23 protein-coding genes and 1 pseudogene are annotated in these 23,043 nt (G+C 43.8%); 12 read left to right on the forward strand and 12 right to left on the reverse strand.

Annotation, left to right across the window (positions count from 1 at the left end; genetic code table 11):
• Nucleotides 1–56: 56 nt before the first annotated feature.
• The 3 genes and pseudogenes from LCM29_RS00805 to LCM29_RS00815 all read right to left on the reverse strand — a co-directional run bounded on the left by LCM29_RS00805 (nt 57) and on the right by LCM29_RS00815 (nt 5,618).
• A pseudogene (locus LCM29_RS00805) lies at nt 57–1,616 on the reverse strand (IS3 family transposase).
• A 92-nt stretch (nt 1,617–1,708) separates the two neighbouring features.
• Nucleotides 1,709–4,933 carry an FtsX-like permease family protein gene (locus tag LCM29_RS00810; RefSeq protein ID WP_224860328.1) on the reverse strand — a complete coding sequence of 1,075 codons (3,225 nt, stop codon included), beginning with the start codon at nt 4,931–4,933 and terminating at the stop codon, nt 1,709–1,711.
• A complete protein-coding gene (locus LCM29_RS00815; RefSeq protein ID WP_224860330.1) occupies nt 4,926–5,618 on the reverse strand; it encodes an ABC transporter ATP-binding protein in 693 nt (230 codons plus the stop codon). Before LCM29_RS00815 ends, LCM29_RS00810 begins: the two co-directional genes overlap by 8 nt.
• A gap of 153 nt (nt 5,619–5,771) precedes the next feature.
• Between LCM29_RS00815 and LCM29_RS00820 the strand changes: the two genes are divergently transcribed.
• Nucleotides 5,772–5,975 (forward strand): hypothetical protein, encoded by a 204-nt coding sequence (locus LCM29_RS00820; protein ID WP_224860332.1) that lies wholly within the window; start codon nt 5,772–5,774, stop codon nt 5,973–5,975.
• Nucleotides 5,976–6,101: 126 nt separating this feature from the next.
• Here LCM29_RS00820 and LCM29_RS00825 read toward each other — a convergent pair whose 3' ends face one another.
• The 3 genes from LCM29_RS00825 to LCM29_RS00835 are packed head-to-tail and all read right to left on the reverse strand — an operon-like array spanning nt 6,102 to nt 9,610.
• Nucleotides 6,102–6,854, reverse strand: coding sequence for a DUF6339 family protein (locus LCM29_RS00825; protein WP_224860334.1), 753 nt, complete (start codon nt 6,852–6,854; stop codon nt 6,102–6,104).
• Complete coding sequence (locus LCM29_RS00830; RefSeq protein WP_224860337.1) at nt 6,844–7,695, reverse strand: hypothetical protein; 852 nt, start codon at nt 7,693–7,695, stop codon at nt 6,844–6,846. Before LCM29_RS00830 ends, LCM29_RS00825 begins: the two co-directional genes overlap by 11 nt.
• Nucleotides 7,685–9,610, reverse strand: a complete 1,926-nt coding sequence (locus LCM29_RS00835) for a hypothetical protein (protein WP_224860339.1) — start codon at nt 9,608–9,610, stop codon at nt 7,685–7,687. Before LCM29_RS00835 ends, LCM29_RS00830 begins: the two co-directional genes overlap by 11 nt.
• A 137-nt stretch (nt 9,611–9,747) precedes the next feature.
• On the opposite strand from LCM29_RS00835, the gene LCM29_RS00840 reads away from it, so the two are divergent.
• The 8 genes from LCM29_RS00840 (at nt 9,748) to LCM29_RS00875 (ending at nt 17,469) form a co-directional block, all read left to right on the forward strand.
• The gene (locus tag LCM29_RS00840) at nt 9,748–11,403 is read left to right on the forward strand and encodes a DUF262 domain-containing protein (RefSeq protein WP_224860342.1); all 1,656 of its coding nucleotides are present in this window, start codon (nt 9,748–9,750) and stop codon (nt 11,401–11,403) included.
• A gap of 94 nt (nt 11,404–11,497) precedes the next feature.
• The gene (locus tag LCM29_RS00845) at nt 11,498–11,827 is read left to right on the forward strand and encodes a nucleoside triphosphate pyrophosphohydrolase (protein ID WP_224860345.1); all 330 of its coding nucleotides are present in this window, start codon (nt 11,498–11,500) and stop codon (nt 11,825–11,827) included.
• Complete coding sequence (locus LCM29_RS00850) at nt 11,820–14,174, forward strand: DEAD/DEAH box helicase family protein (RefSeq protein WP_224860347.1); 2,355 nt, start codon at nt 11,820–11,822, stop codon at nt 14,172–14,174. The genes LCM29_RS00845 and LCM29_RS00850 overlap by 8 nt, the downstream gene beginning before the upstream one ends.
• 2 nt (nt 14,175–14,176) lie before the next feature.
• Nucleotides 14,177–14,641 (forward strand): hypothetical protein, encoded by a 465-nt coding sequence (locus tag LCM29_RS00855; protein ID WP_224860349.1) that lies wholly within the window; start codon nt 14,177–14,179, stop codon nt 14,639–14,641.
• A gap of 14 nt (nt 14,642–14,655) precedes the next feature.
• The gene (locus LCM29_RS00860) at nt 14,656–14,913 is read left to right on the forward strand and encodes a hypothetical protein (RefSeq protein ID WP_214760466.1); all 258 of its coding nucleotides are present in this window, start codon (nt 14,656–14,658) and stop codon (nt 14,911–14,913) included.
• Between the two features lie 128 nt (nt 14,914–15,041).
• Nucleotides 15,042–16,580, forward strand: a complete 1,539-nt coding sequence (locus tag LCM29_RS00865) for a hypothetical protein (RefSeq protein ID WP_214747869.1) — start codon at nt 15,042–15,044, stop codon at nt 16,578–16,580.
• A 91-nt stretch (nt 16,581–16,671) separates the two neighbouring features.
• Nucleotides 16,672–17,034, forward strand: coding sequence for a hypothetical protein (locus LCM29_RS00870; RefSeq protein WP_224860351.1), 363 nt, complete (start codon nt 16,672–16,674; stop codon nt 17,032–17,034).
• A gap of 12 nt (nt 17,035–17,046) precedes the next feature.
• On the forward strand, nt 17,047–17,469 hold the full coding sequence (locus LCM29_RS00875) for a stage III sporulation protein AH (RefSeq protein WP_224860353.1): 423 nt from the start codon (nt 17,047–17,049) through the stop codon (nt 17,467–17,469).
• 30 nt (nt 17,470–17,499) lie between these two features.
• Here the strand turns inward: LCM29_RS00875 and LCM29_RS00880 are convergent, their stop codons facing one another.
• From LCM29_RS00880 to LCM29_RS00905, 6 genes are all read right to left on the reverse strand, one after another.
• Nucleotides 17,500–17,778: a CPCC family cysteine-rich protein gene (locus tag LCM29_RS00880; protein WP_224860355.1), complete on the reverse strand. Its 279-nt coding sequence runs from the start codon at nt 17,776–17,778 to the stop codon at nt 17,500–17,502.
• A 79-nt stretch (nt 17,779–17,857) separates the two neighbouring features.
• The gene (locus LCM29_RS00885) at nt 17,858–18,220 is read right to left on the reverse strand and encodes a DUF1304 domain-containing protein (protein ID WP_224860357.1); all 363 of its coding nucleotides are present in this window, start codon (nt 18,218–18,220) and stop codon (nt 17,858–17,860) included.
• 1 nt (nt 18,221) lies between these two features.
• Nucleotides 18,222–18,506, reverse strand: coding sequence for a putative quinol monooxygenase (locus LCM29_RS00890; RefSeq protein ID WP_214760475.1), 285 nt, complete (start codon nt 18,504–18,506; stop codon nt 18,222–18,224).
• 27 nt (nt 18,507–18,533) lie between these two features.
• Complete coding sequence (locus LCM29_RS00895; protein ID WP_224860359.1) at nt 18,534–19,172, reverse strand: nitroreductase family protein; 639 nt, start codon at nt 19,170–19,172, stop codon at nt 18,534–18,536.
• Nucleotides 19,173–19,195: 23 nt separating this feature from the next.
• Complete coding sequence (locus LCM29_RS00900) at nt 19,196–19,606, reverse strand: MarR family winged helix-turn-helix transcriptional regulator (RefSeq protein WP_159561951.1); 411 nt, start codon at nt 19,604–19,606, stop codon at nt 19,196–19,198.
• Between the two features lie 106 nt (nt 19,607–19,712).
• On the reverse strand, nt 19,713–20,477 hold the full coding sequence (locus tag LCM29_RS00905; protein WP_224860362.1) for a hypothetical protein: 765 nt from the start codon (nt 20,475–20,477) through the stop codon (nt 19,713–19,715).
• Between the two features lie 183 nt (nt 20,478–20,660).
• On the opposite strand from LCM29_RS00905, the gene LCM29_RS00910 reads away from it, so the two are divergent.
• From LCM29_RS00910 to LCM29_RS00920, 3 genes are read left to right on the forward strand one after another with little or no spacing between them, the layout of a single operon-like run.
• Nucleotides 20,661–21,050 (forward strand): GntR family transcriptional regulator, encoded by a 390-nt coding sequence (locus tag LCM29_RS00910; protein WP_074032742.1) that lies wholly within the window; start codon nt 20,661–20,663, stop codon nt 21,048–21,050.
• Nucleotides 21,037–21,918, forward strand: coding sequence for an ABC transporter ATP-binding protein (locus tag LCM29_RS00915; RefSeq protein WP_224860364.1), 882 nt, complete (start codon nt 21,037–21,039; stop codon nt 21,916–21,918). Before LCM29_RS00910 ends, LCM29_RS00915 begins: the two co-directional genes overlap by 14 nt.
• The gene (locus tag LCM29_RS00920) at nt 21,908–23,032 is read left to right on the forward strand and encodes an ABC transporter permease subunit (protein ID WP_224860366.1); all 1,125 of its coding nucleotides are present in this window, start codon (nt 21,908–21,910) and stop codon (nt 23,030–23,032) included. The genes LCM29_RS00915 and LCM29_RS00920 overlap by 11 nt, the downstream gene beginning before the upstream one ends.
• Nucleotides 23,033–23,043: the final 11 nt, after the last annotated feature.

A 23,043-nucleotide genomic window follows, 5' to 3' on the forward strand; every position in this document is an offset into this window, starting at 1 on the left:
GCCTCGACTCTGAACTGCTCCCCGTCAAGTAGACAGGGCAAATAATGAAAACCAAACTAGGCGGCTTGAGACCTGTATTCGACAGGGCTCAAGCCGTTTAGCCGTTTCTGGAAACGGTCATGGTTGTAGAACGATATGTAGGCCTCGATGGCCGACGTAAGTTCGCTATAGGCCTGGAATTCACGCAGGTAGTATCAGGGTACCCCAAAAGCCCTCGATCGGGGCGTTGTCGAGACAACGTCCGACCCGGGACATGCTGTGGGTCAGTCCTGCGTCTTCTACCATGCGTTTGAACCCTTTCGATGTGTATTGATACCCTCGGTCGCTATGGATCATCGGACCCGCTCCTGTGCGGAGCCCCGCGATCGCTGGCATCATCGTCTGGAAGACGAGCGCGTTGTTGTTGGACTTCCCGATGCGATAGGCGACGATCGAGCCGTCATACAGGTCGATGATCGCGCTCAGATACGCCTTCCTCCCGGCGCCATATTTGAACTCGGTGACGTCGGTGCACCATTTCTCGTCCGGTCGGGACGCGCTGAACGCCCGGTTCATCAGGTTCTCGGCCACATGCTGCGGGGATGACTTTTTGTACCGTTTTCGCTTCTGGCGGATGACCGAACGGATCTCATGGATGCGCATGAGACGATAGATACGCTTCTCGTTGTATGCCGGCAGGCCATGCTGGCGTCGTCTGCGGTTGACCGTCATGGTGATTCGTCGATAGCCGTAGGTCCCGTTCACCTGGTCGTAAAGGAGACGGATGTGCTCCAGTAGGCTCAGGTTCTCTTCCTCGCGTACCGAGACGGTACGCTTCAACCATTTATAGTAGGCGGCCCTTGAGACCTGAGCGATCTCACACAGGAGCACGACTGAGAACGTGTCCATTGTCGACATTTCCTTGATGGCCGTGTAACGCAATTGTAGCCGGATCTGGCTGATCAACCTCTCCTCTCGATCTCCTCTAACTTTTTTAGGAACAGGTTCTCGGCCCGAAGGCGCTCGTTTTCCCGCTCGATCTGTTGGATGCGACGTTCGAGCTTCTCCTCGTTGGTCAGTTCCTCTTCTTGTTTCGTCCGTCCGCGCCGGTCCTCGAGCCCGTGCACGCCGTCGGCGTCATATTTTTTCGTCCAGCCGTAGACCTGGTGGTACGACACGGCGAATACCTCGGCCGTCCGTTGATAGTTCCGTCCGTTGTCCAGGCAATACCTGACGATTTCCATGCGTTCCTCGAAAGTGGTCTTTCTTCCTTTTGCCATAGCTCGATCCATCCCTTTTCTCGAATCTGTTAACTCGCTATGACTAGTATACTTCTTAATCCATCTCCGAAGAACAGACCAATTACTGATTTGATGGTTGGAGAGGACTTCCACCGCGGTGGCCCCGTCGAGATAGTCACGGACGGCCGCGAGCTCCTGTTCCTTGGTGTACAGTTTCCATGTCTTCGACTCCTTCAAGGCATCGATCCCACCGGTATCGAATTTTACTTTCCACACCCGGAGGGTATTCTTAGAAACCTTATGAGTCTCCATGATTTCCTTCCAGGTATATGTGTCTTCTTCCATCATACGTAGTGCACTCAGTTTTTGTTCGATCGAATGCCGACTTCTCGCCATAAAAAAACACTCCCCAATAGAATAAACAGATTTGTTATTTCATCTGTCTACCTATTGGGGAGCATATCACTCCGGGGCGACGTTGTTTTTGTTTAAGGGACATCAATTTTGACGGTATAGGTTTTCGGCATGGCATCACTCGAGGCGAACAAGACGAGTGTCTTCTCATTCTCTGGAACGAGGAAGACTAAATCAATTTCGGACTTCTCGCCTGGCTTGTAACGGAAGCCGCCTTGGAACGCTTTCTTATTGTGGTTGATCATGTCGACTGGACTATATTCCGTCCCATCTGACGTGTACATGCGGAATCCGTTCGGACGATAGTCTGCATAGCCACCATAGCCCTTATCTTTGTCATACAACGTAAGCGGTAGACTGACGAATCGTTTTCCATCTTCCGGTTCGGTTCCGTCCGGAGAGGCGTAAACGGGTTCACCAACTTGGAATTCACGCTTCTTCATTCGTGGATCCCCGATAAACGTTTGGAACGTGCCGAGGTTCATGATTTTTTGAAGGTCATCTTCTTTTGGTGTGGTGGCTTTGGCTTCTTTTGGTTTATCTGCTTTTAAATCAGCCTGTTTCGCACCCGTCGTCTGTGCGGTCGGGGCTGGTGTCGATTTCGCCTCTTCCGTGACCGGCTTGACTTCTGGTGATGTGAAGACGAACAAGCTGATGATCCCAACGACGAGTGCCGTCGCCGTCGTCCCGAGGACGAAGCGGAATCGTTTCTCGACTTGTTTTTGGTTGACGACATGCCCACCGATGGCTTCAGCCGGCGTGATGCGGACCGCGCGTTCTGCAGGAAGCAATGCACCTAAGACCCCTGTCACGACCGGGATGAGGATGGTCGCAAACAAGAATGGTAGCTCTGACGTCGGGAACTGTTGATACATGATCGTGACGATGATGATGGTGAACGTCACACCGAGTAATCCGGCGAAGAACCCGGTCAACGCACCTTCTGTCAAGACGAGACGACGGATGGACGTATTCTGCCAACCGAGCGCTTTCAAGACAGCGAGTTGTGGTTTTCGTTCAGAGACGTTTTGCCACATGATCTCGGTCGTCGTCAGCATCGCAATCAGTAAGGCGACGCCCATGGCGACATAATGCATCGTCCCGACTTCAAGTGCCACGAACTCCCCAATCCACGTCGTATACAAGACACCTTGGAGACGGAACGTGACGAACAAGAAGAAGCCGAAGAGACTCGTCGGTAAGGCGATGGCAAGAATCGACAACAACGTCCGTGGCCAATACGTCACGAGTTGGTTCAAGCTCATACCGACGCTTGAGCGCGAGCGGCCGAGACGTCGTCCTTTTGAGACTTCACCGGACTGCATCGTCTCATATGGCTTGATGCTACGGACGAGTCGGATTGGAATCAGTGTCCCGAGCCAGTAAATCAAGAGACCGGCTAGGCCAATCGATAGGATGCGGGTAATCGATGTCGAGCCAGCTGCCGTCCAAAGGAACGTCCCGAGAATCATCCACGAGATGAGCGCGACCATCGACCCGAGGATTGTGGCTTCTAAGAATAACAGTTTCGACAGCTGACTCGGACGCCAACCGAGCGACAAGAGGATGGCGAATTCTTTCTTCCGAGCGTATAACATGATGATGTTCGAACTGAACACGTACAACATCGCGACGAGGATGACGCTCGCGACGACACCGGAGAAGCCGAGTTTCGCTTCCTGGAAAATCGTGATTGACGACCCGATTTTAATCCATGGCTGCTGAATCCAACCGAGCGAACTTTCTCCTTTTAAACCAGGGAGATAGGTGACGGCGTATTGTGGAGACGAACCGAGCGTGACGTCCGTGATGAGACCGGTCTTATCCTCGATCTCCTTGGCGACCGCTTGGAGCTTCGCTTCACTTTCTTCGTTCAAGACTTCCACGCCCTTTACGTTGACGCGAATGGCCGAGATGGCCTTGTCACCGGCGATGGCGAACGCTGCATCGAGTGTCGTCAACATTGACGGTGGTTTCGTCAAGAAGCTATACGGGTTGTTCGTCGGTTTGACGGTCGTCGGTGGGTTGACCGGCTCGTCTTTCGAGTTCATGACCCATTCGGCGCTTGCCGGGAAATACGTCTCCATCGGAAGTTCCGTCAACGGATCTTTCGACAGCTTTAGTTTCGATGGGTCGAATAAGCCGATGTAGTTATATTTCACTTTCGGCACTTCGTTGAGGTCTTCCGCGTATAAATTGGACTTACGATACATACTTTCTTGCCCATACTTCACTTCACCCTCAGCGAGGAACGGTTTGATTTGATACGAGTACGGCCACCGTTTCGGGAACGGGCTCGTCACGCCTTCATAGACGAGTGGAGATGCCTTCTCGGAAAGCCAAGTGTAGTCAACCGTGACACGAGGGTCTTGCGGCTGTGGTGTTCCTTCTAAAATGTGTTTCGTGATATTGTCGTGCATTTGTTGTGCTGTAAAGTCGTATGAGGCGACTTTTGTCCCTTTCAAGCTATCCAGATATTCCCCTTTCCCTTTCTCGAGATAGGTTTTGATAAAGGCTTCTTGGTCGCTCGTATCGGCATCGACTTCTTCGATGGTGTAGTTGATCGAGGCATCGACGTAGTCTTTTGTACTCATCAAAATCGGGATTGTCGTGATGTCTTCATCGTAAGGTTCTGGGACATCCTCTTCATTGAAGTAACGACTGAACGCTGTCGCTTGTACGGCATCGTCTAACCCGACGAGTTTCGCTTCGGCGACCGGGTCGATCCCCGCGAGCATGACATCACTTCCGTAACTGAGTGGGAATTCTTCATATAGGGCGGTCGGTCCGATGCCGATGTGTGTAGAATCGCCGTTCGGCATCCAGCCGACCCAAAAGTAGGCTTTCAAGTCTTGGAAGTCATTAATTTTTTCAATGCCCGTATCGATGAGCGTATTCATCTTGAGGCGATAAAGTCCTGCTTTATCAAACGTATGCGTTTGCGTGAACGAGCTCGAATAAGTCGACCCAATCATCGCGATTGGAGCTGCGACATCGATGTCGGCAATCTGTTGAATCGTCTCGTATTGTTCGCGTGTGATCCCGCCTTCGAGTCCGCTCATATAGTTCGGCTCGAGCAAGTTCAAGTCCTCGGTCACGCTTCGGCTGCCTTCCGGACGGACGACGATGTGATAAGACGAATCCCAACGTTTCTGTAGCTCATTGACGACCGTCCCGTTATTCGCCTGGGTCACACCGAGAAGATAGCTGAGCCCGGTACTGACGATGAGCATCCCGACCATGAGCAGGATGAATCGTTCCTTATTCCGCCACCATGAATTCCAAATGAACTTAAGCATGATGGACGTCGCTCATGGCGACGACCTGCCCGTCGCGCATCTCGATTTTTCGGTTGGCTCGGTCGGCGAGTTCTGGGTCATGGGTGACGAAGAGGACACCACATCCGTTCTCGCGATTCAAGCGGATCAAGAGGTCAAAGATGACGTCACCCGTTTGTGTATCGAGGTTCCCCGTCGGCTCATCGGCGAGGAGCCATTTCGGGCGATGAATGAGGGCGCGAGCGACGGCGACGCGCTGTTGCTGACCACCTGACAGTTGGGACGGTAACGAATCGACCTTGTCAGCGAGACCGACCTCTTTCAACAGTTCAAGCGCACGTTCATGGACGTCGTAATCGACTTTTCGTCCGAAGAGCGGGGACATGACGTTCTCAAGTGCCGTCAACGTCGGGATCAAGTGGAACTGTTGGAAGATGAAGCCGATGTTCTCGAAACGGAAGTCTGCGAGCTGTTTCGCAGAGAGCGTCGAGATTGGTTCGTCGTTGAAGAGCAACGTGCCCTCTGTCGGACGGTCGAGTGTACCGATCAGACTGAGGAGCGTCGACTTCCCAGATCCCGATGGTCCGATGATGGAGATGAAATCTCCGTGCTCGAAGCGGAGGTTGATGTCTTTTAAGGCGACCGTTTTGACGTCACCTGTATCAAAGCGTTTTGTTAAGTGTTCGCATGTAAAATGATAGGCCATACCGTAAATTCTCTCCTTTACCTAAAATTTAGTGAAAATATGTAAGAGGACGTAATATTCTGACTATTCTCAGATTAGAGGAAAAACATTCCAATGTATAGCTTTATTTTTTTCAATGGGGGAGTGGGTATAGAGAAGTGAGGAGGAGAGAAGATGAAATCATTCGAAATCGAATTCCATTTGATCAATGAAGAAGTACCAACGTATATGGTAGAAGCCGATACACGATATGAGGCATTGGAGTCGATCTTTCAAGCGTTTCGACATGCGAGCGATGGGTTCGTACAATTTGAGGACGAGTTGATTGTGATGTTGGATCATGTGGCGTATGTGAAGGCGTTTGAGGTGGTGGAGTGATTTAATAGGTAATAACATTTAATAAGTTTCTATTATAGATTGAATTACATTTTGAAAAAGTTGCAAGAAGAAAGGATTTGATCTTTTCTTCTTGCAACTTCAATTATTTAAAAGTGAAAATTCTACTTAGTCTTTATCATCAACGTCAGCATATAATTTTAAGTTTTCCAGAAATAATGTCTTTAATTCATCTTTTTCAAGCATGGGAGACAGCACGATAGGATAAGATTTATTAAATTCGAAAATCACCCTACGCCCTACACGCTCATCACGTCCAAGATCATCTCGATTTTTTATCTTTGCTTTTAGTATTTTTGATAAATCTAACTCATTAATGATATCCATTACATTCAAAAGAAACTGTCCATTTCGAAAAATCTCATATTTGATGATGTAGTTGTAAAGATCTAAATTCTCAACAATTAAGCGATAATAGTGTGATTGTTTATTTATATCGGATGTATGATCTGAAACATACTGAGCAGCTAATATGCTTTTGTAAATGTAATTTTCCCAGTCAAATTTTTTTAACACAATATTGTTAAAATTTTTTTCGCTTTCTTCAACTTGAGGATAGGTACTTAGGATGAATTCTCTTTTTTTTGTTAAAAGTAATGAATGCCAAAATCTTTCATCCAGATGAATATCTCGATCAGTTTTTAAGTAGTATTCACTTAAAACTTTAAATGCTTTAAAAAAATGATCATTTCTTTCGTATTCATTTTTTTGGGCCATATATATCGGAAAGTCTGGGGCATTTATTATTGTGACGACTTCATTTGAAAAATACTCTTCTTTAGAGTTAATTTGATCTTCCAAAAAATCTTTATACAAGTTTGCATTATTCCTATAACCACGCTCTAACAATCTAATTTCCATGGTTTGCAAGTCCTTTCATAGCAGAAACGTACTTATCTATCATTCGATCAGATATTTTATGAATTACTTCGTCTATTGTGTCTAGTGTCAATTCAGTAACCATTTTTTTAATCATTAATTGATATAATTTTAAATCTAGTTTATTACTCGGTGGATTACATGTTTCTAGATCGACAGTTTCTTGATCATCGCTATTATTAATAATAAATTGATGTAAAGCTTTGGATAATCCAATATATATATACGGATTATTTAAAGTACTACTTTGAGGGAAATTGTTAAATTGATATTCAGCATCTTTGTAATGAATAATGATTGTTTCAGCACCAAGTTCTATTTTAATATCAGAATTCAGTGACGGATCAACATTTTTTTCAAATAATTCAAAAGGCTTAATAGTGCTTCCTTCAAAAAATACAACATTAGAATAAGCTAATAAAGCATGTTTTGACACACGGAGATCATTCCTGAAATTTAAATAAAAATCATTCAAATCATCATTACTTGCGTAACTAATTTCTTCCTTTGATTGAATTTGAAGTTGGATTGAAGTTCTTTTGCTTAAAGATAAGCGTGATTTTGGAATGTCAATGTAAAAATCCGAATTGTCTATTCGGAAATACTTGTTATCACGAGATTGTATAATGAATATTAGTTGCGCACGTCGATCATTAAGTAATTTCTGCAAAAATGGAGAATCAAGTTCATAAGTGTAGTTTAAGCGATAAAAAGTCGAGTTCTCTTCTAAAGATACATCAAGGATAAAATTACTTTCTGCATAACTATTTGAGTCATTCGTAAGTACCGGATAAGGAAAATTAGCATTTTTTTTATAAATCATTTGGCACCTCTACATAATATACAAACTTTAAAGAACGATTATAGTTTGACGAGAGCTCAAATTCGAGTTGAGCTTTTCCATCAATGATCTCCACATCCTTGATACTGTTGTTTTCGATTTTATAATTTTGGGAAGTGATTGGATTTCGAACAGATAAATAGTTGTCTTTTAATTCAAACTCATTGGCATGTTCTATACCCATACCGTCGATTACAACCAAGCTTATACTGCAGGGATAATCCAAAATTGAGTCCATACTTTTTGAGAAATCGAAGTTCAGATATTCGCGATCTTGTACAATAATTCTTTCTACCATTTCTGGATTTGCACTATACTTCTTAATTGGATCTTCACTATCATATTTACCTTCCGTACTTTTACGAAGTTTTAATGGTTGTCTGTTTCGCTTACTTTCTTGAATAGTAGGTTTGTTTGAAATTCCTTGTTTGTCGCGCTTTTCCTTTTTCTTAACAGTTGTTTTAGATTTAATTATGGGTTTGTTATTAATTAAAACGGTTCCCATTGAAGACATAAGATCTTGCTTGAATTGAGATTCTACTAAATAAATAATATTTTTAGTGTCCATAACTCCATCTACCGGATTATTATCTTTAATAGCATCTTCAATAATTCTGCTAATTTCACGCGTCAAATTATTAATAAAACGTTTTGCTTGTTTCTGTAATACAGGATCTTTAATGTGATCTGAAGAGAGTTGTGTATGTGATTCGTTTTCAAGCGATTTCAAATATGAATCTTCTTCAGGTCCACCTATTAATACAGCATTAAAAGGCTTATTGACGTTTCCCTTCACTTTGAAGTCTTCAATTTTCATTCCAACTGTTCGTACAATTGCGACTCTTCCTTTTACAATTCTTTCATCGTAAGTAAAATATAGACGAAATTTATAATCATTATGCCCGTCTGAAACAATTATTTTTTGAGGGGCCTTTTCTAAGTACGTGTTCACGTAGAGGGGAGTGAAATTTTTCTTGATATCTTCGATTTTTTGTACATAATATGCTGAATGGGTAACAATATCATGAATGGTATCTGGATTAATTTTGACTCCATTTACTTCGACTTCTAATTTTCCTTCGAGTATAGAAATGAAGAAACTATCACATACACTTGTAACAATGTCGTGCGTCTCGGCATAACCTTTTCTTAAATAAGGGATAACGATCTTTAATCCTCTCGTACTTTTTGAAAAGACTTTATGAAATTCATTTTCAAAAGGCATGAATTTTGATGAATATTCATTATTTTGTAATTTTGCGAAATATCCACTGGCTCGATAATAGCGATTATTATATGAATGCTCGATTAACTGAGTTGTACCACCTAAATGTTGCTCACCATTTTCATCACAGTTAGCAAAAAACATTACATGAATGTCTGAAGCCGCGTTAGATGCAATTTTACCAACTCCATGTGATCCTCCTCGAGCAGTTTCTATTGCAGTATCGGATTCTTCAAAGTGAACGCCTTTGTTATATGCATAGATTCCCCAAGTATGGTCTTTTGAGTTAGTTTGACCATATCTTGCACCTGTTAGTCCCTTAGTATTTTGATCCTCAAATGATATGTAAGAAACAGACTCTTGACTTACCTTATTCAACATATGTTTAATAGTTTCTTTCGTGTAAGTATTACGACCTTCTAAGGCATAAATACGATCTATTAACTCTTTGACACCTGGTATGTGTCTAGTCTCTATTTCACCAGTTTCGATTTTTACAATAACGGGACCATCAAAATTCTTAAGTTTTCCATCTAAAGAGTTTTGAATATTTTCTCTAACTAGCCCTGTCACTTTCATATCATAAAAACGTTCTAAAACTTTATTAAAGTTTGATTCTTCAATATTTGGTATTTGCGAAAATTGCCAATAAATTGGGTTTTTTTTAATCATTTTTAAATTTCACCTCAGTATAATCTAAACTTCTTTTTTCCTCATTGTTCCAATTGTACAATATGAGTTATTATTAATCTATAATTTGAAATACTAAAAAATATTACAAGTTAGGGATTTAGAAAGTAGGTATATATATGGCAATTAAAAATTATGCATTCAAAAATTTAGGATCTTTCATTCAAGATAATGTTTATCACATTCCTGATTATCAAAGAGAGTACTCGTGGGAAGAGTCGCAAGTTGAGGATTTTTGGAATGATCTCAAATCACTTTGTTTTTCAAATGAGTCTGAACATTTCTTTGGCCAAATAGTTGTACATGATGAAAACGAAGACTCAAATAGCACAACAAAATATATTATTGACGGACAGCAAAGGACTACAACCTCAATCATATTCTTAAGCGTTTTAAAGCAACTAGCGATTGAAATAACAGAGTATGGGGTTGCGGAGGCTGAAGAAATTGCAGAAGATATAAAAATAAAATTTATTGGACGTTGGACTGCTTCTAATGACCGTCTCCGTTTCAGACCTACTTCAATAGATGCAGACTTTTTTAGAACATATATTCAAGTACGTTCAATAAATTCCTACAATCAAAAACCGAGGAATCGTGCACAAAAGAGAATGAAAGAAGCATATCAACTTCTTGAAAAAAACTTGCGTGAAGAAATTAAGGGGAGAACACCGCAAGAACAATATCTTATCATTAATGATTTTTTTAATTCATTTATTTATGGATTTAAAGTTATGTATGTGGAAACCTCTTCTTTAGAAGAAGCATTTATTATTTTTGAATCGTTGAATGCAAGAGGTAAAGGTTTAGAAACATCAGATTTATTAAAGAACCATTTATTCAAATCATCTAAATCGCAAATTGATTCTGTTAAAAATAAATGGGAAAAGATATCCGATAATATAGGATCTTCAGAAGCTACAAAATTTATTCGTTATTATTGGAATGCCATTGAATCATTTTCAAGAACCCAAAACTTATATAGAAAAATGAAGAGTAAAATTAATACTGAAAGTCAAGTAATTAGAGTGATAAGTGAACTAGAATTACTTTCAGATGTTTATACAACACTCAATGCTAATTCGGGAACAAGTGTATTTAATCATAAGCTCTTGAATGACTCTTTGAAAAACTTGAAATCGTTTAGTGCAACTTCCTTCTACCCAATTGTATTTGCAATGTACTTAAAGAATTGGGATGAAAAAGACATTTTAGAAGTACTCTTAGCTATTGAAAAATTAATTTTTAGAAACATAGTTATTGCTAAAAATGCCGCTAATAAATACGAAATAATTTTTGCGGAACTAGCAATTTCAATTTCAAATAATAACATTTCAATAAATGAAGTTGTTAACAATTTAAATGGTTATAAAATCTCTGATGAAGCATTCGCAAATCATTTTAAAGATTTAGAAATAAAAAACAAGCCAATCATTCGGTACATTTTAAAAGAAATAAATAACTTAGGATCTAGTAAAGAAACAATTATATCAGATTCGGAAAGTGTTCATATTGAACATATTTTGCCTCAATCTCCTGGAGAATGGTATGTATATAACCACGAAGAATACGTGAATAAACTAGGGAATCTTACATTATTGGGAAGTGAATTTAATAGAAAAATTTCAAACAGTTTATTTGATAGAAAGAAAGAAATGTATAGAAATAGTGAGATAAAAATCACAAGAGATTTGATTGACTATTCTCAATGGGGTGTTGAAGAGATAAAGCATCGACAAGATCACTTGACTAAACTTGCGCTTACAATTTGGTAAAGTACTTTAAGCTGATATTAAATATTGAAGAATTTATAGAAAATTAAAACTCTACTAATTTCTCTGTACGAAAAATTCTGAGGGGTGAAGAATAGTGACCCGATATAACAAATTAGTACGCGACCGCATTCCTGAAATTATTCATGAATCAGGAAAAGTCCCAATTGTAAAGCAACTTAGCCAAGCCGAACACTTTGAACAAGCGCGCTTGAAACTTTATGAAGAAATCAAAGAGTATGAAGAGACAAACATTGATGAAGAGTCTCTTGAAGAGTTAGCTGACATTTTGGAGTTGGTCTATACACTCGGAAATATGCATGGGGCAGACTTCGATGAATTGAACCGCATACGTGAAGAGAAGCGCAAAAAACGTGGCGGCTTTGAGAAGGGACTACTTTTAGAAGAGGTTCTGGATCATGAGTGACTTACGACTCCATACGAGCAACCTTGGCACTCCTTTACAAGAACACATAGACGCGGCGACTGAAATTTATATGGTCGTCGCGTTTGCTCAAGTGTCGGGAGTGAAAGAATTATCCGCTTCGTTAAGAAAAGCGGGTGAACGCGGTGCACAAATCAGAATCTTGGTGGGGGACTACCTGTATCTCACCAACCCTGATGCACTGGATGTGCTTCTAAAAATCCCGAACATCGAGCTCAGACTATACCGCTCAAAGGGAAGGTCGTTCCATCCAAAGGCATATTTATTCCGCACGTGCAATAGCGGTACATTTTTTGTCGGTTCCTCGAACTTGTCGCATAGTGCACTAAATCATGGAGTGGAATGGAATGTTGAAATTCCTTCAAGTGTATCAGAGCAAGTGTTTGAAGAGTCAGTCGCTGCGTTCCATGAATTATTTTATAGTGAATACGCGCAAATGATGAATCCAGTCTCGTTACAGCCTTACCGAGAAGAGTATGAAGCGCGAAAGGATCGAATGAAGGAGCTGGAGGTCGCTGAACACTCTCCTGTTTACATAGAAGATGATTCGATTACACCGACATCTGTCCAAGACGCAGCGTTATTGTCACTCCGGGAAACGATGGCGGAAGGTCGGAAAAAGGCGATGCTCGTTTTGGCGACTGGATTAGGAAAGACGTATTTAAGTGCATTTTTTGCTCGTCAGTTCAAACGTGTCCTTTTCGTCGCGCATCAGAAGGAACTCTTGTTACAAGCAGAAAGGTCTTTCCTCAATGTGGCGACCGACTGGAAGACCGGATTATTACTCGGGGGTGAATCACGAGATCAGGAAACTGCTGATGTCGTGTTCGCCTCGATTCAAACGTTAGCTTCGAAACAAAGAATGGAACAATATAATCCGGAGCAATTCGATTTGATTATCGTGGATGAGTTTCATCATTCGGCAGCCCCGTCCTATCGTCGTGTATTAGATTATTTTAAGCCGAAATTTTTGTTAGGTTTGACTGCGACGCCTGACCGTTTAGACGGGGGAGACGTATACGCACTTTGTGATGATAACGTTGCTTTCCAGATGCACTTTACAGAAGCAATCGAAGAATCGTATTTAACCCCGTTTCATTACGTTGGAATCTATGATGAAATCGACTACTCTCAGATTCGTCTGATCAATGGACGTCGTTATGATCAAGAGGAATTATTAGCAGAGCAGTTAAAAGAAAGTGTTGCCGAGAAGATTTATAAGGCGTGGACAGAACATCATCAATCGAGAGCGCTCGGTTTTTGTTCATCTGTTATACAAGCTGAATATTTGGCAGATTATTTCAGGAGACAAGGTGTGCAGGCAGTGGCGCTTCATAGTCAGACCGAGTATGATCGTACCGAAGTGATTGCTCAGTTAAAGCGTGGACAATTGGACATCATTTTTGCAGTGAATCTATTTAATGAAGGTGTCGATATTCCTGAAATCGATACGTTATTGTTCTGTCGTCCGACAGAATCATTGACAGTGTTTACCCAGCAAATCGGACGAGGACTACGTCTATCGACAGGAAAGACACATTGTACGATTATAGATTTGATTGGGAACTATAAAAATATTGATAAGAAACTGGCGCTTTTGACGACTAGCCGACAAGATACAGTGAATTCCTTACCAACTACGATTGATTTACCTTCGTCATGTACAATTGAGTTTGATTTACAAACTGTTGACTTACTGAAGAAAATGGTGACACGTTCCTCAACGCGTCAGCAATTACTTGAACAAAATTATTTCATGGTGAAAGAAGAAATGGGTAGACGCCCGAGCTACATGGAATTAATCCAACGAGGAGAGTACTCTATTGATGCGTATCGTTCCGAATGGAGAAAGCTTGGTGGGTTCTTCGGATTCTTGCATAAACTCGGAGAACTAAGTGAGGAAGAAACGATAATATACAATGATGTGAAGTCGCTTCTAGTCGAGGTGGAATACACGAGCATGACCAAAAGCTATAAAATGATTGTACTTTCTATTATGCTGAAACGAGGAGAAGAGAATTGGTACAATCCACTCAAAGCCTCTGAAGCCGCTCTTCCTTTTTATGACTACATTAAAAATAAACCATATCGTCAGCAGATTGATGGAAAGACGAAAGACTTTCAGCAACCTTTCCATCAACAAAGAATTGAAAAATTGTTGTTACGAATGCCATTCGATAAAATTGCCAAAGGACCGTTTTATGTAGAAGATGAAACCTTGCATATCGAATTCAATGAGAGACTCCGTAATCCGGTGGTTTATAAATGGGTGAAACAAATTGTAGATGTTCGGTTACATTACTACTTTAGTCGGAAAGCGAAAGGGTGAGCATGCTGAACGAGGAAACAACTATCAACTCATCAGAGATTGCTATACAGTCTTTTTGTAACTTTATTGATAGTTTTGCGCGTCAAGGTACATATAAAATGAATGTTATCCAAATCATGCTCAACAGAGGATATGAAGATTGGTTTCACCCATTATCAGCTGATGTGATCGCAAAAGAGTACTATGATTTGGTAAGGAAGCAAAGTGAAGAACATTCTTTAAATAGCATTGCTAAAATATTTCATGAATCATTTTCACAGAAGGGAATAGAAAGTCATCTAAATTCGCTACCGTTTAAAGCCTTGACGACAGAATCACCAAGAACAGGTAAATCACCATTTAAGAATGCGAATGGGAAACTCATTGTCAGAGAAGAGTTCTGCATTCCGACTAAACAAGCACATGCTGCTATTCAATTAGCAGTTGAAAACAAATTAGAAGACTACTTTGAAATGAAGCAGAGGTAGAAAGGTGGGGTAATGTGAAACGCCTATTACTACGCAAAATCCAATTCGCCCTCCAGCACCATGGTGGGACGGCATCTTTACAAGACATTTATGCGTATGTCGAAAAATCGTATTATCAACTCGAGCTCGATCGCTATAAAGATTGGAAAGGGCACGTTAATAAACAGATTCGTGCGCATTCCAGTGATTCAGCGAGCTTTACCGGGAAAGAGGACCTCTTTTATTCCACAGGAAATAAAGGCATTTGGGGCCTCAGACAATCCAATACCTAACGAAAGCGGGACCAATTTCACTTGGTTCCGCTTTCAATGTTTACAAAACATCACACCCTATTGTCACATAATGTTCATTCCTGTACACTTCGATATTGTGTGCTAAAAATTATGTTAGGGGTTAGTCAATGGAACTTGTACAGCAATTATCTCAAATGCAACTCATCAACCAATTCTGGTTGCTTATGGCCTTCATCATCCCGATGGTCATTTTATCTCGTATGGTCGTGGCTGGGACGCGCTTCTCGCCGATCCTCGTCATCGTCATCTTCGGTCTTGGTCTCGGCTTCGGTATGGTCGAGCTCGGCATCGCGACACCGGGACTTCCTGAATTCCCGCTCGTCGACTTCTTGTCACGGACGACGATCATCGCATTAGTCGTTTCGTTCTTCGTCGGTGGACAGGAACTTCGTAAAATCTTAAGCAAACAAGAGCTCGACATGGAAGACATCGTCGTTCCTGCAAAAGAGGAAATGTTCCTCGGAACAGGACGTACGCAGTTCATCTTTATCCTCCGTTCGTTCTTCTTGCTCGTCGGTTTGGAAGGGTTCTTCCGTATGGCAATCGAGCCAGGTACGGCAGAAGGGATTGCGCTTTACTACCCAATCCTCGCACTTCTCGGTCTTGCGGTATCGTTCTTACTCATCGACCATAAAGCACAGATTCAGGACAAGAAAGTATACATGCAAAAAGGTGTCATCGAGACAGTCCTCTTGCTTGTCATCTTGTTCGTCTCGTTCTTGATTGCGACAGCAGTTCAACCGATCATCGCACTTCCGCAAATCTTCTTCGCGATGTTGATCTCGTCAGCACTCGGTGCCATCTTCCATAACTGGACGTATGGACCGACTGTCCGCGCGCTTCTATTCGCAGGGATTCCGGTCGTCTTGGCTGCCAACTTCATGGTTGGTGGTTCACGAATCGGTGACGCGTTCGCCATCGAAGGCATGAACTCGATTCTCGTGTACGGCTTCTTCGGTCAGTTGTTCTGGATGTTCGGTGGAATCGCACTCATCATGTGGTTCGCTCGTACGGGTCACATCCGTAACCTCGCGCCAGGTATGGCGGGGTCACTTTCACACAGTGGTCTCACAGGTGCGTGTACGGCTGGGGACTTCGGTCAAGTGGCGGCAAAACGTGCGCCAATCATGATCAACATCCCGTTCTTCGGACACATTTTCGTATTCTCGATCCTCGCAGTCAGTGCCGATAACGGCGCGCTCTGGATTTGGCCGACAGCCATCATCGTCTTGATCGGTCTCGCACTCACGGCGCTCGCGTTGAAAAACTTACGTGCGGCGAACGGGGAAGACTTCAAAGAAGTCAAAGCCCTTATGCAGTTCTCGTTCGGATGGCAGATGATGGCCGTCTTCGGTGGTCTCGTCATCTTGACGTTCAGCACGATTGCATTTGATTACACGACGATGGCACAATCGTCAGCGATCTCGCACTTCGGCTTGTTCGCAGCGGTCCAAGGCGGTATGTTCGGAACGGAAGCATCGCTTCTCATCCCGCTCATCTTCTCGATGCCGTTCCTCGTGCACCCGATCGTCTTCTACATGTTCGGGAAAGCACTCGACAACAATGGCGAAATGCCACGTGTGCCGGTATATGCGATGGCGCTCGTTGGTGTCGTCGGCGTATCTGCAGCGATTTTCGTTTTATAATACGATTCCGCTCTGACTTCGGTCAGGGCGGTTTTTTTATTTGATGATTTGGATATGGTAGACTTTGGATAGTGAAAGCGGGGGAAAGTATATGAAAAAATGGTTGTTCTTTGGTTTCATTGTGTTGATTGTAGCTAGAGTCTGGGTGACACCGATGTATACGACAAGTCCAGATATGGATGACTTTGTGAGCTGGTTCGAGGAAACCTATTCGGTACAATGTGAAGATGAGAGCTGTGACACATTTACGCTGATTGGGGATCAGACAAATACATATGTGAATGAAGAAGGGTATATGAAACAGTCCAGTGGCTTTTTCACTTTCGAAATGGAGGTAAGGCGATTATATCGAAGTGTCGAAGAACCAGAACGAGTCGGGACGATTGAAGTGAGATGGAATCAAGATTCGTTCGAGATTACGGAAGAAACAGGTATCTTTGTTTCTTCGCCATAGGGGACTTGAAGCATGCTGATGATCACTCAGGATATAAAGGGGAAGCGCTATGAGGCGCTCATCGATAATTTGCTTAAGCACTGCACTCACTTTGCGTTCGTGGAAGACAGGCGCCGAATGGAGATTGAAGAAGAGCGCTTGGCGTATATGGATGTACTGACGGAAAAGATTCGTTGGGATTTGATGGAACGAACCATCGTAAGTGAATGGGAGACGACAAGACTGCCTGGAGATACGGCGTATTTATATTCGTTCCATATGAATTATCGGACAGCCCAGTTCCTAAAAGAGCATGGTGGCTCATTGTTCAGATGGATCCATCCAGAACTTCCAGAAGACTTGATGTTTTATGCGGAGGATACGTGCGTGCTCGCGGTATGTTCTCATGAATCGTTCTTTGTCGTCGATGAAGCGATGTGGGGGCAAATTCAATGAGATGAATGATTAAGGTCACCTCTTATACTATTATGGCAGCTTGTTGGGGAACGGTCTCCATTCCGAATCTTTTCTGTCGCGTTCATTTTGTTTTCTGACAGAGTTAGAAAAAAGTCGTTCACTCGCACCAAATCGTATGTAATTCTGTTGAGCCTGTCGAAGCGACACCGTATTCGCACCGCCTTCATAATCGGGATCGTCGAATTGAACCCCGTCGTCCTCCCAAAAACAGATTCGACAAATGTCGTATGTGCCCGGCGGCTCTTCTTCTAACGTCTGGTAGCCACAACATGGGCATGTGTATCTCAAAATCATCACCTCTTCTTTAGTATAGTAGATACAAGCAAAAAAGCGTCCGACCTTTTCAATAGGTCGAACGCTTTTTCTGTCATGACATCACCATCGAGATCAACGTCAAGATGGCGAGCCCACCTTGTGTCAGGATAATCTTCTTGTCACTCGTGATACTGCCATATAGGGCAACGAGAATGATATATGTCAGAATCATAGTGACAATCTCGACCGGATTGGGGGAGACGTATAGCCCGTATAAGAGCCCGACCCCGATCAATCCGTTATACACCCCTTGATTTTTGAACAAAACCGACACCGAGTCTCTCGTCAGCTCGTCTTTCGACATGCGGAAGACACGTGACGTCGAGGAAGAGGCCGTCGCGATCGTCTCTAAATAGAAGATATAAAAGAATTCGACAGCGACGAGTGTCCCGAGCACAAGGGTGAGCGTCGACATGTTAGTTGACTGCTGCTACTTGGATGACTGGTTTCGCTGACACGTAGTTCGCGACGTTTTGTGCGAAGTTGATGAGGGCCGGGTTTTGGTTGTGCTGCTCGAGAGCTGCTTGGTCTTCCCAGTTCTCGATCATGACGAAACGGTTCTCGACAGACGTTGACTCGTATAGGTCATATCCGACGCAGCCCGCTTCTTGTTTTGATGAGTCGATTAAAACTTGGATGTCACGCAAGAAGTTCTCGCGTTGTGAAGCTTGGATATCAAATGTGGCGTTTACTAAGATCATGGTTAATTCCTCCGATTGTTTAATAAATTATTTGAATGAAGTGACTGTTTGAGCGTCAAGACGAACTGATGTGTAACCTTCTTCTGCAGCTTTCCCGACAGACAAGATCATGACAGGTACATAACGGTCTTTGTCGAGACCGAACGCTTCTGCGAGTTGGTCTTTCTCGAAACCACCGATTGGGTTCGTGTCATAGCCATGTGCACGTGCTGTGAGCATGAATTGCATCGCTGCGAGACTCGCATCGATTTTCACGATATCGTTCATCTCTTGTTTCGAGAGGTTTTTGTAGTAAGGGATGATTGCGCCGAGCTGTTGATCACGAACTTCTTGTGGCATTTTGCCTTCTGCGACCGCTTGATCGTAGATTTGTTCGCCGTACTCGTAGCACTCCATGTCTCCGAAGATGAGGAGCATCGCAGAAGATGAATCGTTTTGACGCGTGTTGAAGCGGATGAGCGGCTTGAGCGTCTCTTTCGCTTCTGGGCTTTCGACGACGACGAAGCGCCATGGTTGCATGTTGACTGATGATGGGGCAGTCGTTGCTTCCTGAATCATCTCGAGCATCTCTTCTTGTGAGATTTTCACGTTCTCGTCATAGACACGGATTGATTTACGACCGAACATGACGTCTTTGAATGTGTTGTTTTCAAATGTAGTTGCCATTGGTGAATTCCTTCTTTCTCTGTTTAGGCGTGACTGTTCAGTTTTTGAAGCAGTCCGGATAAGTGTTGAATCTCTTCAGCGGACAAGGCTTGTAAGACGAGGTGGTTGGCCCGTTCGTCTCGCTCGCAGTGACCGAGGTCTTGCTCTGCTTTCTCTGTCACACGGACGAACATCTCGCGATGGTTCTCCGCGTTCCGCTCTCTGACGACATATCCTTTTTCTTCAAGGATCTTTAAATGTCGGGTGATGGCGGCATTGTCGATTTTCATCTCTTCTTTAATCACGCGTTGCGAACAAACGCCTCGTTCTTTGACGACTTGTAGCATCTCGTAGCGGGTCAGGCTGAAGCCCGTTTCCCGTTCGAACGAGGATGCGACGTTTTGTTCCGCCAACTTGATTTGGTAAAGTAATCGGCTGATTTCACGTAGGTCCATTGCGTCCCACCTTTCTCAATTGACTTATCAATCGTTGACTTGTCAAACGATACAACGTTTTGGATTGCCTGTAAAGTCAAACGCTCAAAAAAAGACGACACCGAAATTATCGTGTCGTCTCGTCTTCGATCGGAGTACCATCAAAATGATATTCTGTCATGAACGTCGTCTCGTCGAATCCGTACAGACGGTCGTATTCGTTCAAATCCTCAATCGTCCGCACGTCGAGGAATGAAGGGTCGATATCAGACGCTGCACGCGTGAACATCATATACCGTTCCGTATAGTCGTCATTGCCACCTGGTTTCCCGTCGAACGAGAAATGGATCGAGTAGACGTCAGGCTCGATGTCACGCATGACGTTGAGAATGCGCTGTTTCTGTTCGTCCGTGTTGTTCCAGTCTTCATGAAACATGATTGAGACGTCGAGATACGTCTCCGGATTCGTCTCATAGATAGACGTCGGGGTCGTGGTGACGTTCGCTTGCGCATCATCGGACACACCGGTTGGCACCTCTGCCCGGACGGTCTCTTCCTCTTTTAGGATTTCTTCCGACACGAGCCGTTCGTGAATTGTCCGCTCCGCCTCGCGTTCCCAATACGTCTCGAGCACGTTGTCATGGATGGAGCCGTCGCCATACGTCTCTAGAAAATAAGTGCCGGCGAATGGTTCTTTTGTCAATGTCACTTCCCCGACATAACCGCCCATCTTCCAATCCCGTGACAGTTCGATGTCGGGTTGTTCCTGATACGTTTCTTTTACATAAGTACTATATGCATCTCGTGCCTCGGATTTCTCAAGTGTCGTATACGTAAAGAAGCTAGCAGCGAGAAGCCCGCCGACAATGCCTGCCACGATTCGTTTTTTCATCCATTCGTCACCTCTTTCCCAATGTACCTCATATATCGAGGAGAAACCTCGGTCCAAAGTCTTATTCAAATCATTTCCATTTCCCTGTAAACTGAAAGTGCCCTCGAAATACTATTGCAATTACGTGTACTAATACATATAATACACTTAAAGAGTGACATTGACTATGAGAGGGTGTGACCCATGTTATACAAAATTGATATGAAGAGTTCAGAACCGCTTTACGAACAAATCGTCAATCAAACGAAAGAACTCGTCATCCGCGGCATCTTACGTCCGGGAGACAAGGTGATGTCTGTACGCGAACTTGCCACCGACCTCGTCATCAATCCAAATACGGTCAGTAAGGCGTATCAGGAGTTGGAGAGACTCGGTCTCCTCGAGATGCGACGCGGGCGCGGGACGTTCGTCTCCGAAGATTGGGTAGACGATGATGCATCAAGAGAACCGGTCATCGCATCAATCAAGAAGATCGCGATTGATTGCCATTATGCGAATGTGCCGTTAGAAGAAGCCATCGACGTATTGCGGACCGAATATGAGAAAGTAGGGGAAGCCAATGCTGAAAGTTGAGCAATTGAGTAAACAAATCGACCGTCAGACGATTTTGGACGGAATTGACTTTACCGTCGAATCAGGAGAAATCGTTGCGCTTGTCGGGCGTAACGGTGCCGGCAAGACGACACTTCTCCGGACAATGGTCGGAATCATCCGCCCCGATCAGGGAGACGTGTTATATGGAACGAAAAGTATCTTTAAAGACGCAGGATTGAAGCGGGACGTCATCTTCGTACCGGATTCAGCGGATGCACTCAAACACTACACGGTGAACGAAGCGACCGACTTATACGAATCAATCTATCCATCGTTCAATCGTTCCGCTTTCCGTGAGACGTTGACGCGTTACAACATTGAGAACAAAAAGATTCGCCAACTGTCAAAAGGACAGAAGGCGCTCGTCACGTTATCGCTCGCTTTCGCCGTCCAAGCGAAATACTATCTGCTTGATGAACCGACGGACGGTTTAGACGTAGTTGCCAAGTCAGACGTGTTGAAACTGATGATCGCCCAGGTCGAGAAACGGAACTGCTCGATTATCGTCTCGAGCCACCAATTACACGAACTCGAACGAATCGCCGACCGTATCATCATGATCGAGAGCGGACGCGTCAAAGCAATCATGTCGCTTGAAGAGGCGCGTGCCCTCAGCATTAAGTGGCAAGTCGTCTTCAACGACCATGTCCCGGTCGAATTGCTCGAACGAAAAGATATCGAAATCATCAGCGTGACTGGACGTGTCGTGCTGTTCATGGCGAAAGAACGGACGGAGGAGCTCGAGACGTTCATCGATTCATACAATCCGATGCTCATCGAAGAGATCCCGATGTCTCTCGAAGACGTATTCCGTATCCAGTTAGGAGGAGAAGCTCATGCTGTCTAAAGTGTTGTTGAAGAAAGATTGGAAACAAGTGTCGCTGCTTTGGATCTTGCTCGTCTTCTTAGGAATCGTCGCCTTCACGGTGCCGGTATGGACGGATATGTATGCGTACGAACAACAGATTCTTGAAATTAAACAAAACCCGAGCGACTTCCCAGATATCGTGACAGGTGATGTGAACGAGATGGTGCCGGAAGACTTCTTCGGGGATGGATCTGGATACGGATACCTCGGAGGTCTGAACGGACTCATTCCGTCAGGCGGTGTCATTTTCTTGTTTGTCATCTTTGGTGCCCTCATGGCGTCCGTGTTGATCGGAAGTGAACGCAATAGCCAAATGTCCGATTTCACGATGTCGTTACCGTACACGCGTACCCAGCTATACATATCGAAATGGGTGCTCGGTGCGACAGGAATTGTAACATCGACCTTGATTGGTGGGACGTTGATGTTCCTCATCATCCGCTTCTCCGATTACTCCTTCTTGATGGAAGGAAAAGAGTTCAAGGTGATCGCGATGATTCTATTCTTGATGCTATCTGGAATTTCGTTCTTCTCGCTCTCATTATGGATGGGATCGTTTGGCGGAGAGTCCATCTCACAAGTCATCTGGACGTTTGTCGCGCTCATCTTTCCGATGGGGATTTTACTCCTCGTCCAAGGTTCACTCTATGCGTTTTTCCCAGATCGACTCTTCTCGTTTGTTGATGAAGCGTTCGAGAGTATCCCGATGCGAATTTTGTCACCGCTAAACAATATCTTCAATGTCGATATGTATTCAGTGTATACCGATCAATCGGTGTGGAATGACTTTATCACGTACGCCCCGATCCTTGCGATTGCGAACATCGTGCTCACATTTGGTCTCGGGTTGTGGATGTTTAAGGAAGCACCACAAGAGAACAACGGACGCTTCTTCATGTTCTCGAGCTGGTTGTGGCTCATCCATATCGTCATCGTCATTTGCTTCGCGATGTTAGGTGGCGTATTGTTCTCGGTCATCTCGTACCCGCAAAACATGATCTTGTATGTGATTGGATTTGTGATTGCGGCCTTCCTGGCTCACTTACTCGCCAAACGCTTGCTCTACCGCTTCAACTTGAAACTCAAATCGTAAGGAGGGACACC

Source organism: Exiguobacterium aestuarii (genome assembly GCF_020171655.1).
Lineage (GTDB): Bacteria > Bacillota > Bacilli > Exiguobacteriales > Exiguobacteriaceae > Exiguobacterium > Exiguobacterium aestuarii_A.